Annotated in this window: 13 protein-coding genes; 10 read left to right on the top strand and 3 right to left on the bottom strand. The window is 49.0% G+C overall.

Annotation, left to right across the window (positions count from 1 at the left end):
* Positions 1-57: 57 nt before the first annotated feature.
* Both MHN01_RS05835 and MHN01_RS05830 read left to right on the top strand, forming a co-directional pair.
* Positions 58-738 (top strand): response regulator transcription factor, encoded by a 681-nt coding sequence (locus tag MHN01_RS05835; protein WP_239410458.1) that lies wholly within the window; start codon positions 58-60, stop codon positions 736-738.
* A gap of 5 nt (positions 739-743) precedes the next feature.
* Positions 744-2,003 carry a HAMP domain-containing sensor histidine kinase gene (locus MHN01_RS05830; protein ID WP_239410457.1) on the top strand — a complete coding sequence of 420 codons (1,260 nt, stop codon included), beginning with the start codon at positions 744-746 and terminating at the stop codon, positions 2,001-2,003.
* Between the two features lie 28 nt (positions 2,004-2,031).
* Here the strand turns inward: MHN01_RS05830 and MHN01_RS05825 are convergent, their stop codons facing one another.
* The gene (locus MHN01_RS05825; protein WP_239410456.1) at positions 2,032-2,922 is read right to left on the bottom strand and encodes a helix-turn-helix domain-containing protein; all 891 of its coding nucleotides are present in this window, start codon (positions 2,920-2,922) and stop codon (positions 2,032-2,034) included.
* Between the two features lie 126 nt (positions 2,923-3,048).
* On the opposite strand from MHN01_RS05825, the gene MHN01_RS05820 reads away from it, so the two are divergent.
* Complete coding sequence (locus MHN01_RS05820) at positions 3,049-4,005, top strand: NAD(P)-dependent alcohol dehydrogenase (RefSeq protein ID WP_239410455.1); 957 nt, start codon at positions 3,049-3,051, stop codon at positions 4,003-4,005.
* 82 nt (positions 4,006-4,087) lie between these two features.
* On the opposite strand, the gene MHN01_RS05815 is transcribed toward MHN01_RS05820, so the two are convergent.
* Complete coding sequence (locus tag MHN01_RS05815; protein ID WP_239410454.1) at positions 4,088-5,431, bottom strand: DUF4397 domain-containing protein; 1,344 nt, start codon at positions 5,429-5,431, stop codon at positions 4,088-4,090.
* Positions 5,432-5,620: 189 nt separating this feature from the next.
* On the opposite strand from MHN01_RS05815, the gene MHN01_RS05810 reads away from it, so the two are divergent.
* From MHN01_RS05810 to dpaL, 7 genes are all read left to right on the top strand, one after another.
* Positions 5,621-6,235, top strand: a complete 615-nt coding sequence (locus MHN01_RS05810; protein ID WP_239410453.1) for a hypothetical protein — start codon at positions 5,621-5,623, stop codon at positions 6,233-6,235.
* Positions 6,236-6,267: 32 nt separating this feature from the next.
* The gene (locus tag MHN01_RS05805; protein ID WP_239410452.1) at positions 6,268-6,885 is read left to right on the top strand and encodes a sigma-70 family RNA polymerase sigma factor; all 618 of its coding nucleotides are present in this window, start codon (positions 6,268-6,270) and stop codon (positions 6,883-6,885) included.
* Entirely contained in the window at positions 6,878-7,564 is a 687-nt protein-coding gene (locus tag MHN01_RS05800) for a ChrR family anti-sigma-E factor (RefSeq protein ID WP_239410451.1), read from the top strand. The genes MHN01_RS05805 and MHN01_RS05800 overlap by 8 nt, the downstream gene beginning before the upstream one ends.
* A gap of 375 nt (positions 7,565-7,939) precedes the next feature.
* A complete protein-coding gene (locus tag MHN01_RS05795; protein ID WP_239410450.1) occupies positions 7,940-9,103 on the top strand; it encodes a glutathionylspermidine synthase family protein in 1,164 nt (387 codons plus the stop codon).
* 116 nt (positions 9,104-9,219) lie between these two features.
* Positions 9,220-9,822: a LysE family translocator gene (locus tag MHN01_RS05790; RefSeq protein ID WP_239410449.1), complete on the top strand. Its 603-nt coding sequence runs from the start codon at positions 9,220-9,222 to the stop codon at positions 9,820-9,822.
* A gap of 31 nt (positions 9,823-9,853) precedes the next feature.
* A complete protein-coding gene (locus MHN01_RS05785; RefSeq protein WP_239410448.1) occupies positions 9,854-10,672 on the top strand; it encodes an AraC family transcriptional regulator in 819 nt (272 codons plus the stop codon).
* A 158-nt stretch (positions 10,673-10,830) separates the two neighbouring features.
* Positions 10,831-12,012: a diaminopropionate ammonia-lyase gene (gene dpaL, locus MHN01_RS05780; RefSeq protein WP_239410447.1), complete on the top strand. Its 1,182-nt coding sequence runs from the start codon at positions 10,831-10,833 to the stop codon at positions 12,010-12,012.
* 91 nt (positions 12,013-12,103) lie between these two features.
* Here dpaL and MHN01_RS05775 read toward each other — a convergent pair whose 3' ends face one another.
* The gene (locus tag MHN01_RS05775; RefSeq protein ID WP_239410446.1) at positions 12,104-13,009 is read right to left on the bottom strand and encodes a LysR family transcriptional regulator; all 906 of its coding nucleotides are present in this window, start codon (positions 13,007-13,009) and stop codon (positions 12,104-12,106) included.
* Between the last annotated feature and the right edge of the window lie 34 nt (positions 13,010-13,043).

The raw sequence follows: 13,043 nt of genomic DNA, 5'->3' as shown, positions 1-13,043 counted from the left end.
ATAGAGGCCATAAAGCAGAAACCAGATACCATTCACTTCCGAAACTTCCGAGGCAACATGCTGACTAACAAACAAATATTAATCGTTGAAGATAATGACGAGTTGCAAGGTATTCTGGCCGACTTCCTGGAAGTGAAAGGAGCAGACGTTGATTTTGCCGCCAATGGAGAACGAGGCCTCAAGCTCGCGCTCGAAAACGAGTTCGACGCCATTATTCTTGACGTGATGATGCCCAAAAAAGACGGTTTGCAGGTTGCCAGAGAACTCCGGGAACAAGGATGTACGACGCCTATCCTGATGCTAACAGCCCTGAACGGCAAAGAAGATTTGCTCAACGGCTATCTAAGCGGTATCGATGACTTTGTAACCAAGCCCTTTGATTTTCAGGAACTAGAAGTTCGCCTAGGTGCCATTATCAAGCGCTATCGCGGAGAAGTCGCCAGCTCCATCATTCAGTTCGGCAACTTGAAAATCGACCAAAACTCGCACCGGATCACCCGTGAAAATGTCGAGTTAACCGTCACCCCGGTGATGTACCAAATTCTAACCATGCTCGTCAAAGCTGCGCCAGAGGTTGTATCACGCGAAACTCTCATCCATGCCATCTGGGGCGATGATTCACCTGATAAAGATCTCCTGCGTGGGCATATCTATTTACTGCGCAATGTATTGGATAAGCCTTTCAAAAAAGCCATGTTGGTTACCGTGCCTAAATTTGGCTTTCGGCTGGAAGAGTAATCAAAATGTTTAAGTCCTTTCACGGCAACACGATTAAGAATGTCAAAGCGAGATTACTTTTCATTTTCTCAATCATCGCATTGGTTTCGTCTTTTCTGGTCTTTTTTCCTTTCTCTATGTATTTGGTGATTAATGAAGATAACCAGATAGGTAAGCATTTGGCGTCCTTTGAACAAATTGCCACTGAGCACTACACGCTGATACAAAATGACTTCGCCCAGCTCAGTCCGCATGTAAGCGCCTACTACAGCGAAATCGCACTGCCAGAAAGAGTCAAGGCGCTAATGCCCTTTAAAGAAAATGGTATCACTCGACACCGTTCGTATTTCGCGGATGGTTTCGTCGTTTTCCACTCGACTTTCACCGATATTCAGGGAAATGAAACGCCGCTCTATCTGACGATTGACGCACGGGCTATCGAGTTTGGTGATGACGGCTGGCACGTACTAATGCTGATATCGTTTGCACTAATAGTATTTTTAATTACGTTCTTGCGCTTCTCCCTGCAACGGGTGTTTGATGGATTAATGTCCCCTGTCACCGAACTTAGCCACCAGTTGCAACACAATCATAATGACGAGTTTTCAGTCTCGGAGCGTTCGATTGACGAATTGCAGACCCTTACCAGGCATTTGAATGAGTACAAGCAAATGAAAGAACGCCTCGCCAGACAGGAGCTGATGTTCGCCAAATATGCCAGCCACGAGCTAAAAACCCCCATCGCCATCGTGCTTGGCGCCGCTAACCTCCAGGGAATGAAGGACGATCCGATTTTTCAGGCCAAGCAACGGGACCGCATTCTCGTCGCGGCCACCAACATGCATGCAACCGTTGAGGTTTTGCTGAATATTGTTAAACAAGAGAATGCCAGCGAAGCGGGCGCCATGAGAATGGTCAGTGAAAATGAAATACCGCTGGATAAGTTCCGCGCCAAACTCAAAGACGGTGTGGCACTAAAACTTGAGATCACGCCTGAAACCCGGCTCAACCTGCCCGAGCCGGTGCTGGCAATGATCCTCAAAAATCTGGTTAATAATGCTATTCGCTTTACCCAGCAGGGACAGATCACCATCCATATTGACAGCAATAACATCAGCGTGACCGATACCGGGTGCGGCCTGACTGGCAGCACCGAAACCGAGCACGGTCTCGGACTTCTTATTGTCAAGCGCTTGTGCCAAAGCTATGGCTGGGGCTTTGAGCTAAAGTCAAATCCGGCTCGGGGATGCACGGCGACATTACGCTTACTGATAAACCCGAGCTAAACCGTATGATTTGCTTTGAATCTGATGTCTACTGGCTGACATCAAGCGGGATCACATACTTGGACTTGAGCTTAGAGAGATCAAAGTACTCCGTGCCTTCGAAATACTCGTAATCATCACCGAGACCTCTCTTATAACCGGAGTTTGGCAACCAGTAACCGTAAATGTAATCCATGGTTTTACCGACAGTATCGGCGTCGACCGTGTGGACATCAAACATCGCGACCCATTGCTCCGGAAAGGTATGCACAACCATTCCTTGTGGTAGCTTACCAAGCGAAGTAACCGGCACAGCAGAAATATAGTTCAGGGACTCTTCGGTAAAATTGCCAGATGGGCTAACAGTAAGGCCATAGAAGGTATCCGGCAGTCTATTTTCGACTTCACCCTGTCGATTAAACAGGTTCATCCAAGGTTCAACCAGCAGATCACAGTAACCATCAGGTGATAAAAACGGAGAAGAAATGCTGATTTCAAAGCCGACAATACTCAGTTCAGGCCGTTTGATGATAGTAGGTTCTCGCTGCATGTTTCGGGCAAAATGTTGATACAAATCCACTGTCAGCAGCGGCTTTTCATTTTGTCTAACCGCAGGCCTTTGCTGCCTGAATTGCTTGGGGGTGAGCTGAAAATGCGACTTAAATGAACGAGTAAACGCCTCATGGGAGTTGAATCCGACATGAAAAGCAATATCAATGATCCCCCACTGCGTGTTCAGTAGCAGATGAGCCGCTCGCGTCAGCCGTCGTCCCCGAATATAGTTACCCAGCGTGTCACCCACCAGACTTTTAAACAATCGCTGAAAATGCCACGGTGAAACCTGAAAAGATGCAGCAAGGCTGACTATATCCGCCTCATCGGCCAGGTTGTCTTCAATCTGGCTAACCAGTCGCTTAATGAGCTGAAGATCCGTTTCCATTGATACCCGCTTCCTTAGTTTCAATCTGCCCAATAACCATACCACAGCAGAAATTATCAAGTATTGCCTGAACATCGTTCCTATTATCTATACCACAACAACATAGCTCCCCAACAAGAGGCATTCATGAAAGCAATCGTCTATTCGAAATATGGCTCTCCCGATGTACTGAGTTTGCAAACCATCATCACTCCAAGACCACAAAAAAATGAAGTATTAGTTCGGGTGCACGCATCAACTGTATCTTCCGGTGACTGGAAGATGCGCAAGGCCGATCCCTTTGCTGTCAGGTTTGCCAACGGCCTAATAACTCCCAAGCGGAAGGTACTCGGTTCCGAGTTTGCCGGTACGGTTGAGGCAGCAGGATGTGGTGTCACAGAATTTGAAGTCGGAGACAAGGTCTTTGGCGGTACAGGGATGGCCTTGGGGACGAATGCCGACTATGTATGTGTAGCCAAGGACAGCGCCCTGGTCACCATGCCTGCCAATATCAGTTTCGAACAAGCCGCCGCCGTACCGTTTGGTGCAACCGCTTCACTCATTTTTCTGAACAAGGCTAAAATCCAGCCCGGACACAAAGTACTGATCAACGGTGCTTCTGGGGCACTAGGGGTATACGCGATTCAGCTTGCCAAGTACTTGGGAGCAATAGTCACAGGTGTTTGCAGCGGCAAGAAAACCGAGCAAATATTATCACTCGGGGCAGATCAGGTTATCGACTATCAAACATCAGACTTTGTTCACAATAGCGAACAATACGACATCATCTTCGATACCGTCGGAAACCTGTCATTGTCTTACTGCCGCTCTTCACTCACCAAGCAGGGTATCTTTGTTACCGCAGCCGGCGGATTACTCGAATTTAGCCAGATGTTCTGGACAGCGAGGTCAGGACGGCAAAAAGTGATTGCCGGGATCGCAAATGAAAGCAAAGAAGAGATGGTTTTTATCAAGCGGTTAATCGAAGGTGGAAAACTAACACCTGTCATTGATAGACAATATCGCCTCGAAGAAGCCTCGAAAGCCCATGCCTATGTCGAACAAGGGCGAAAAACAGGTAGCGTTGTACTAACAGCGATTTGATCATACTACCAGTCCGAAAAAAGCCAGCCTTACGGCTGGCAAAGGTTGGCTCGAACAGATAACACTTCAAAAATTGTTAGAGCTAGGGTGCGGTATTATCGACATTCAGTACAAGTCCACCGGCAAAATCATCCGTAGCGACCACTGAGTAGACACCACCATCTTCGACCATGGCCATGGCTTCGACAGCCGGAGTGAAGGTATCATCGCTGGCCAGAATCACTGCCAGGAAGTAAGTACCGGCAGGCACGTTTAATGTGGCGGTATCCTTGAAATCAACCCCTTTGAGGACAGCCGTTGTCTCATCAAACACACCATCTGCCGAAGCATGAATATCAACCAGACCTAAGTCACCGGCCGTTGGGCTGGCATGTACCACCCGCACCTTGCTATAGAGGGCAACAGAACGCAGGTCTTCTGCGATAACCAATGGCTCAATAGTTGAATCAGTAATACTGTTCAGTTTACCGACAGCATAAATGCTGGTCGTGGTGCCCGCTTCAAAGCTGGTGTCCGGCGCTTCAATAACGACTAAGCTGTTATCAATTGATGCTGCTACACTCAAATCGTAAGTGTCTGGGGTAAGATCCAGGCTACGGAACTCCCTGAAAGCAATCATAGTGAGTCCATCGACCGGCTCATCCGAAGCCAGTACATCCACCTCGGGAGCATCATCCACGGCATGTACTATTCTTACTGCCGCCTTTTCTTCTTTGCTTCGCAAGACTGTCACGCTCTGTCCGTCAGCAACCAAAAGGTTAACTGGCGAATCTGCTCCGCCGTCCACATTAGGAACCGCAGTAATCATCAAGTCACTTCCTCCAGCCAGCTCAAGCTCACCACTATCAAAAACGACGTCTTTCTCGCCAGCTAGGGTAACTCGAATTCGATAGGTCCTGGCTTCGACAGTGACAGGCAACGTCATATCGTCAATCTTGAACTCCAGCCCGCCAACAGCAGGTTGTGCTCCATCGATACTCTCTTCAGTCGTCAGATAGATATCTACGCCTGGTACATCAGGATGTGCATGCAATACATCAATTCGGACTTCACCCGTTCCTGGCCCAATGCTCTCGCGGCTAAGCACAACAGCTTCAATAGCCGCGGCATTGTTAAGCGCAATAACGTCATATTGCATATCTGGTGCAAAGTCCAGATTAGCCCCAATCACCTCGACTTTCTCATCGCCGGGAAGCAATGCCTCGACACCGACGTTGTAAGTACCTTCCTCAAGGTTCAAAAACCCACTTGCTACCTGATAATCCACTTCCTCCAGCCCGCCAACCACTTTGCCGTTTAGCGTGATTGCAACCAGTGGTGCATCGCTACTGGCGTGAGTCACGCGTAACTGGGGCTCATCTTCAAGCAAACAACCCGATAATAAAAATGCCGAACCTAACACTAACGCTAACGAATTGGCTTTCATTCGAATACCCTCTTCCTGTTCATTGTTGGTCGGGAATAATTACGAACAAGGTCATTCATTCGATCATAAAATCCAGACAAAATTCTGCTTTAAAAGGCTAGGCCAATCATTTCACAGGATTTTTTATTGCAGTCATCTAAATGCTCACTTGCTGCGTAATGAATAAAAAAAGACTATCCGGAGATGCCTGTGCCGCAAGAACTGTTTGTTTCACGTACCCTGCCAGTACTAGCGACCACTGAACACCTACTGCCTCAACAGAAGCACCAAATCAGAGGCAGCGGAATGCTTTTTAGTCAAACCATCCTCGAGGCAATACGCACTGAAGGAATTTGGATTGTCATGCTAGGTAACGATGGTGAGACGGCCAACAAGACAGGAGATATAGTGACGTTCGCCACTATTGAGAGTGTTGACTGGCTCTCCGAGGAACAGATTAAGGTCGAGCTTGAGCTTAGTCTCTGGGGAAAAGTCGATGCCGAGCAGCATCACAAATCCGACCGTCTTCTCAAGGCGAGTTTGTTTCCTTTATGGCACTCCGACAAAAAAGCGAGCGAAAGAGACCGAGTCGTTACCCAGCTACAGCAGTGGCAGGCGGAAAATGCCTACCACCAGCCACCCACCGATATCGGGTATGACTTTAACACTGATCCATGCTGGCTTTGCTGGCGATGGCTGGAGCTGCTTCCATTACCTGTTCAGACCAAACAACGCCTATTAAAGCAACCTGAGCCAACCCTCTGCCTCCGCTACCTTAAAACAATGTTCCGCCAGAGTGATCGATATACCAGATTGTTGCGTTAAACAGGTATTGATCCCATGCTTGCAGTAGAACGATGATAAAAATCAGTCGAAATACTCACTCCGAGAAGATCAAGGAGCCCATGCTCAACGAAGAACTGCCCGCTGTCGATGTGGCATCGTTACTGTTTAATATTGCTCATTCTCGATGTAAGCAGAGCTATGAAAAATTGTTTGTTCTGCTGGCACCCAAACTACTCAACTTTTCGCGCAAACAGTTGAGGGATGACACAATGGCAATGGAAATTGTCCAGGAAACGATGTTAAAGATCTGGTTAAAGGCCCACCTGTACGATGAGTCCAAAGGTGCCGCTTTAACGTGGATCTACTCTGTCGCCCGTAATGTGAAATTCGATCTTCTTCGTAAATCCAAACACCAAAATGATTGGGTTCAGGGGGATGATCTGTGGCCGACACTTAGCGAAGACGTCGATCCGGATCGCCTTCCCAAAGAGTTTCATGCCATCGTACATCGCGAGTTAAAAGAGCTTGTTGATACCTTGCCGCCAGCTCAAGCCGAAGTTGTCCGGCTTATCTGCTTGCAGGGGGCGTCCCACCAGGATGCGGCTGACGCATTAGGCGTGCCGTTGGGCACAGTAAAAAGCCGGCTTCGGTTAGCCTTGCAGAAAATGAAGGAGGCTTTGGATGAGTAATATCCGCTTTCACCCTACTGATGACATACTGGCATGCTATTCGGCAGGCGAGCTAGACCCGGCTTCAAGTATCATGCTAAGTGCGCATCTGGAGTTATGCAGCCACTGCCGGGCCCGAGTTGCCGAGTTAGAAAATAACCAAGCTCAGGAGCTGGCACTGGTACCATCAGAAACACCGTCTGAAGCGCTATCAGAAGAGCTAAATGACCTGCTTGACAATATTCTGAGCCAGGATGAGGTCCCTCAGGATGACGTCGTTGCCGCCACCATTGCACACATTGAGATCAACAATAAACAGTTCCGGCTTCCCCGGGCGCTTCAACGTCATGAAGATCATATCGGGCCATGGAGCCGCTTGCCCGGAAACATCAAGCGTGCCAGTGTCACTACCGGCGGTCACAGCAAAATGAACTTCATCTACATGGACTGCAACAGCTCGCTGCCGCAGCACACTCACCAGGGGCAGGAGATCACGCTCGTGCTTGCCGGTGAGTTTATGGATGAACATGCCACCTACAAGCCCGGTGATTTTATTGTCCAGACCTCGGCACATCACCATGCCCCCAAAACCCGGGCTGATCAGGATTGCCTGTGTCTGACACTACTCGACGCCCCATTGCACTTTACCAATGGACTTGCCACCTTGCTGAACCCGTTTAGCCAGCTGTTTTTCCGCTAAGTTAAGTCTGCCTGCACTGATACGGTTGATTTCGCCGACCTCCAATTGCCAGTTCACTATATAACTGGTAATTGGAGCTGACATCATTAAGACTGATTAGAATTTAGTCAATTAGGTTTTTTACTCTAAACCTCTCCCATACACTGGATTGTGCATTCCTTCGGGATGTTAGTACCGAACTATTACGCGAAGCTAGCGTCCGCTATTGGTACAAAAGGCCTCTTCCCTCCATCACTAACCAACCATTGAAGAGGCCTTCTTCTACCACTCCTCGGTCAAACTCTGTTCCAAAACTGCTACTCAAGCTACTGCCAACAGCCATCAAGCCATGTACACTCTGGTTATTGTTATAAAACAGCAGTATAAGGAAAAAGCATGCTTCGAATTGAGAGTAAAGAGCGGCCACATTGGCGGGCACTTGCCAAAGAGTATGGCTTCGGCTTTCATAGCATGTACGATCAACCCTACTGGGACGAAACTGCCTACTACCAGTTTACGCTCGAACAGATCGAGCGGGATCTGGAAGATCCCACGGAAGAAATTCACCAGATGTGCCTCGAGATCGTCGATACCGTCGTCCGGGATGAGTACTGGCTGCAACGATTTCAAATTCCCGAGTCGATGTGGCAAAACGTCCTCGACTCCTGGCAGCGCAATGAGCCCTCTCTCTACTCGCGGCTCGATTTTGCCTACGACGGCAAGGGACACGCCAAGCTCTACGAAAACAATGCCGATACACCGACCTCCCTCTACGAAACCGGTTTTTGGCAGTGGTTATGGCTGGAAGATCTGGTCAACAACGGTGCTATAAGACGCGATGCCGATCAATTCAACCTTCTGCAGGAACTGCTGATGGGTCGTTTTCAAGAACTGGCCAACCGCCAGCCGGGCCAGACCCTGCATTTCTCCTGCTGCAAAGATACCGAAGAAGACCGCGGCACCGTGCAATACATGGAAGACTGCGCCAAAGAGGCCGGCCTCTCCACTGCCTTCGTCCATGTCGAAGACATCGGCCTGAACGGCAAGGGCGAGTTTACCGATCTGAAAGATCGGCCGATCCGCTGGATGTTCAAGCTCTACCCGTGGGAATTTATGTTTCGCGAGGAGTACGGCAGCAAACTGGCAGGCGCCAATGTCAACTGGCTGGAGCCGATGTGGAAGTCAGTCCTGAGCAACAAGGCATTACTGCCGATGCTATGGAAAAAGTTCACGGGTCACCCCAACCTGCTTCCCGCCTATTTCCCCGATGACCGACAGCTCGGTACACTGAAGGACTATATCATCAAGCCGATTTTTGCCCGGGAAGGTGCCAATATCGACATCGTCCAGAACGGCCGACAAACCCTGCGAACAGAAGGCCCCTACGGTGATGAAGGAGTAATTTACCAGGCCTACCATCCGCTACCGAAATTTGGCGACTATTACACCCTGATTGGCAGCTGGCTGGTTGATGACAAGGCGGGGGGGATCTCTATCCGTGAAGATACCTCGCGGGTTACCCAAGACATGTCACGCTATCTGCCGCATATCATTTTGTAACAGTTCTCGATAACTCGCCTCAATAACAACTAGCGAGCCGGTAGAGCAATATCGTTCAATACGGCTCGCGCTACTCAAATTACCCTGAGGATTCTTTTTTATCTCGGGGTTTTATTATGCTTTCCGTTTTTTTCTCAATGATTGTCTTTACTCTGGTTGGTGCAGTTTCACCCGGCCCGGTCAATATTATTGCTGCCAGTACCGGGGCGCAGTCAGGTTACCGCAAGGCCCTGTCTCATGTGTTAGGTGCCACTATTGCATACGCTTTGATTGTCTTTCTCTGTGGCCTGAGCCTTGAACTGGTATCGACACGCCTACCCGAAATAATGGACATCCTACGATTGCTGGGAGGCAGTTTCTTACTCTATATGAGTTTCAAAATTGCCACCGCAACCGGGTTCGGGAAGCAAGACCAAATACACTATACCCCGCCAACCTTTACCGAGGGCGCTTTATCACAAGCCCTCAACCCCAAAGCATGGTTGGTCGCCATGTCCGGTATCAGCTTATTTGTATTAAATCACTCTCCCGCAGTGCTATATTTATTCAGCTTTACGGCGATTTCGTTTATCGCCTGCTTCGCGGGCGTATCGGTATGGGCGGCGGCGGGAAACTACATCAGCCGCTATCTATCGACCACCAGAAGACAAAACGTCTTTAATATCACGATGGGTGCGCTCTTGGGCGGGTCTGTCATATCCATGCTGTTGGGGCACTAGGGAAAGAAAACAACAGGGCGAGGGAAATGCAATGAAGCAAGACGATACGGTTTTTCTGACACAGTGTAAGACGCTGCCTTGGGTCGAGATCCGCCAGGCCTCTCAAACCAGTGCCTGCTATCACTCCCACTCACATGATGAGTTTTCATTTGGCGTGATTGACTGCGGCTCAGCGCAATACATCAACCAAAAGGTCAATAATCGTATCGGCGTCACCAACACAGTCACCATTAATCCTGGAGACATTCACTCATGCAACCCCGATAGCGGCGAATGGTCTTATCGTATGCTGTTTGTCGAAACCAACTGGATAGGACAGCTTCAATCCGAACTATTCAACCGGGATGGCGCGGATTATCACCCTTTCCTAAATCATTACGAAACAGCGCCGGATCTCTACCAGCATTTTGATTCCTTATACCAATCACTGCTCAATGAACCTAACCCACTTACCACCGAGAGCGAGTTAATCCTCTATTTGGCGCGCTGTTTCAACCTCCATAACACCAAGGCTCCCAAGCGAGAACAACGCCCTCTCCCCCATCTGAGCCGAGTAAGGGAAATGTTGCTCGACCAACTTGATAGCAACCTTCCGCTGGAAGAGCTTGCAACTGAGGCTGGCCTTAGCCGCTATCATCTGATCCGAAAGTTCAACCAGGTATATGGCCTGTCGCCCCACGCGCTACAGTTAGATGCAAGGGTCAAGAAAGCTAAAGCATTGCTCAAAGCCGGCAATTCATTAGCAGAAACATCAGCTCAGCTCGGCTTTGCCGATCAGGCTCATTTTCAACGTCACTTCAAAAAACGCCTTGCTATCACGCCCAAGCATTATCAGTCCTTTTTTGTTTGAATATCAACTCATAGAACGATATCCGTGACTTGAGCCCTAACCCAACACCGTCGAATTGTTCACTCACCCAAAACCATGGACGGATATGCTTTTTCGGCCTTATTCGCTACAGTGCCGGATACAACACTATTATTTGCAACCATTACGAAGTGGTCACTATGCTCAACGTCTCTAATAACCAGTTCTATACCGGTGAAACCTGTTCACTGTTCACGACAGAAATCGCACAACGTACCCGCGAATTCCATCGTCAAATTGAGGGTTACCAGCCAACACCTTTGGTTTCATTGCCTCAACTTGCCGCCAAACTTGGCGTAAAAGCCATTTTGGTCAAAGATGAGTCTCACCGTTTTGGCCTCAATGCATTTAAGGTATTGGGCGGTTCATATGCCCTGGGCAGACTACTGGTAGAACATCTGGAAATGAATATTGCCGAGATCGACCTGAAAACAGTTGCTTCGAAACTAGAGAAACCACTGGTATTTACCACTGCAACTGCCGGTAACCACGGTACAGGCGTCGCATGGGCCGCCCGCGAGATGGGTCAAAAGGCTGTTGTATATATGCCGAAAGGCTCTTCACAAGCCAGTGTTAACCGAATCAAGGGACTGGGTGCCGAGTGCATCGTTACCGACGTAAACTATGACGATACTGTTCGTCTTGCCAACAAAACCGCCGAAGAAAACGGCTGGATGCTGGTACAAGATACAGCGTGGGAAGGTTACGACAAGATCCCGACATGGATTTCGCAAGGCTACATGACAATGGCTGACGAGGCTATTGAACAGGCAGCGGCTATGCCTGAAGGCCTGCCGACACACGTAATGCTTCAGGCTGGCGTGGGCGCAATGGCTGGCGGTGTTCTTGGCTTCCTGGCCGACAAACTAGGCGCAGAGAACTTTAAAACCATCATTGCCGAACCAAGTGCCGCTGACTGCATCTTCCGTTCCGGCTCAAGCGAAGACGGCAGCATGGTCAACGTAACCGGTGATCTCAACTCCATCATGGCCGGCTTGGCCTGCGGCGAACCTAACCCTGTTACCTGGCCGATCCTGCGTGACTGCAGCGACGTATTTGTCTCTGTTGACGATAATGTTGCCGCTACCGGCATGCGTATTCTAGGTAACCCGCTGAAAGGCGATCAGGGCATCACCAGCGGTGAGTCAGGCGCAATTACCATGGGTCTTCTACACTTACTGGCAAATCACCCTGAAGGGCAGAAAGTGGCGCAGAGCCTTGGTCTTGGCCGAGATGCTGTGGTCATGATTTTCAGCACCGAAGGCGATACCAACGCCGAGCGTTATCGCCAGATCGTCTGGGAAGGCAAGTTTCCGCTTTGAGCAGTTCTGAACATTTTTGAGCACCTAAGGCTTTAAAAATCACAAGCCACAGCGCAGTTTTGTGCTGTCTGAGCCTTTCTCAAAGAAAGGCTCAGTAATGTCCTTTGATACGTTCTACTAAGAAGTCTACGGCCACTTTAATTTTTGGCACGTGATATCTCTGTTTTTGATAAAGCAAATAGATTGCAAGACCCGGCTTTTGAGTGATGCTAACGGTCGGTTCAATATCTATCTCTATCAGCTCTTCCCGGTCGAAGTAAGGTTTAAGTATCCAGCGTGGCATCATTAAAATTCCTTTACCTCTAACCGCTTTATCCAGTAACCACTTGTCGTCATTGCTGATCACAACGGCTGGTGCAGACACATCTAACCATTGGCCCTCTATCTCGCACAACCAAGGATTTGGGCCTGTTGGCATACGATAATAGAGCCCTTTGTGATGGGGGAGATCTAAGGGTGTTTTTGGCGTGCCCATACGAGCCAGATAGTCCGGGGAGGCAACCGGAATAAAAGTATTATCGATAAGAGGAAGCGCAACCACACGCTCATTTGGTGCGTGACCACCGCGAATAGCAATATCAACCTCGTCGTAACTCAAAGCAGCAAGCTCATCACTTATATGCACTTCCAAAATCAGTTCGGGGTACATCTCACTCAGTTCGTCCAGTAGTGGGAGCAAAATACGTTCTCCCACGCCAACCATCGCGCTGATTGATAACTTACCACTCGGTTTAGTTTGGTAACTCTTCACCATCTCATTACTTTTCTCAAGCTGACCAAGCACCTCACTCACCTGCTGATAATACTCGCGCCCGACTTCTGTGGGTTGCACAACGCGCGTCGTACGTTTTAGCAGCGTAGCTCCTAGGCTCTCTTCAAGATCAGCAACACGTCGAGACAATGACGATGGTGGCACAGAGAAGAAGGCAGCGGCCTTATTGAAGTTTCCCAACTCAACAATTTTTACAAAGTACTTTAAAGCTCTAAGTTGATCCATTCAAACTACCACCCTCTGCTATTAGTGTCTTTTA

The organism is Photobacterium sp. OFAV2-7 (genome assembly GCF_022347985.1).
In the GTDB taxonomy this organism is placed as follows: Bacteria; Pseudomonadota; Gammaproteobacteria; order Enterobacterales; family Vibrionaceae; genus Photobacterium.
The sequence above is the reverse complement of the archived record's forward strand: the minus strand, read 5'-3'. Positions and strand labels throughout refer to the sequence as shown.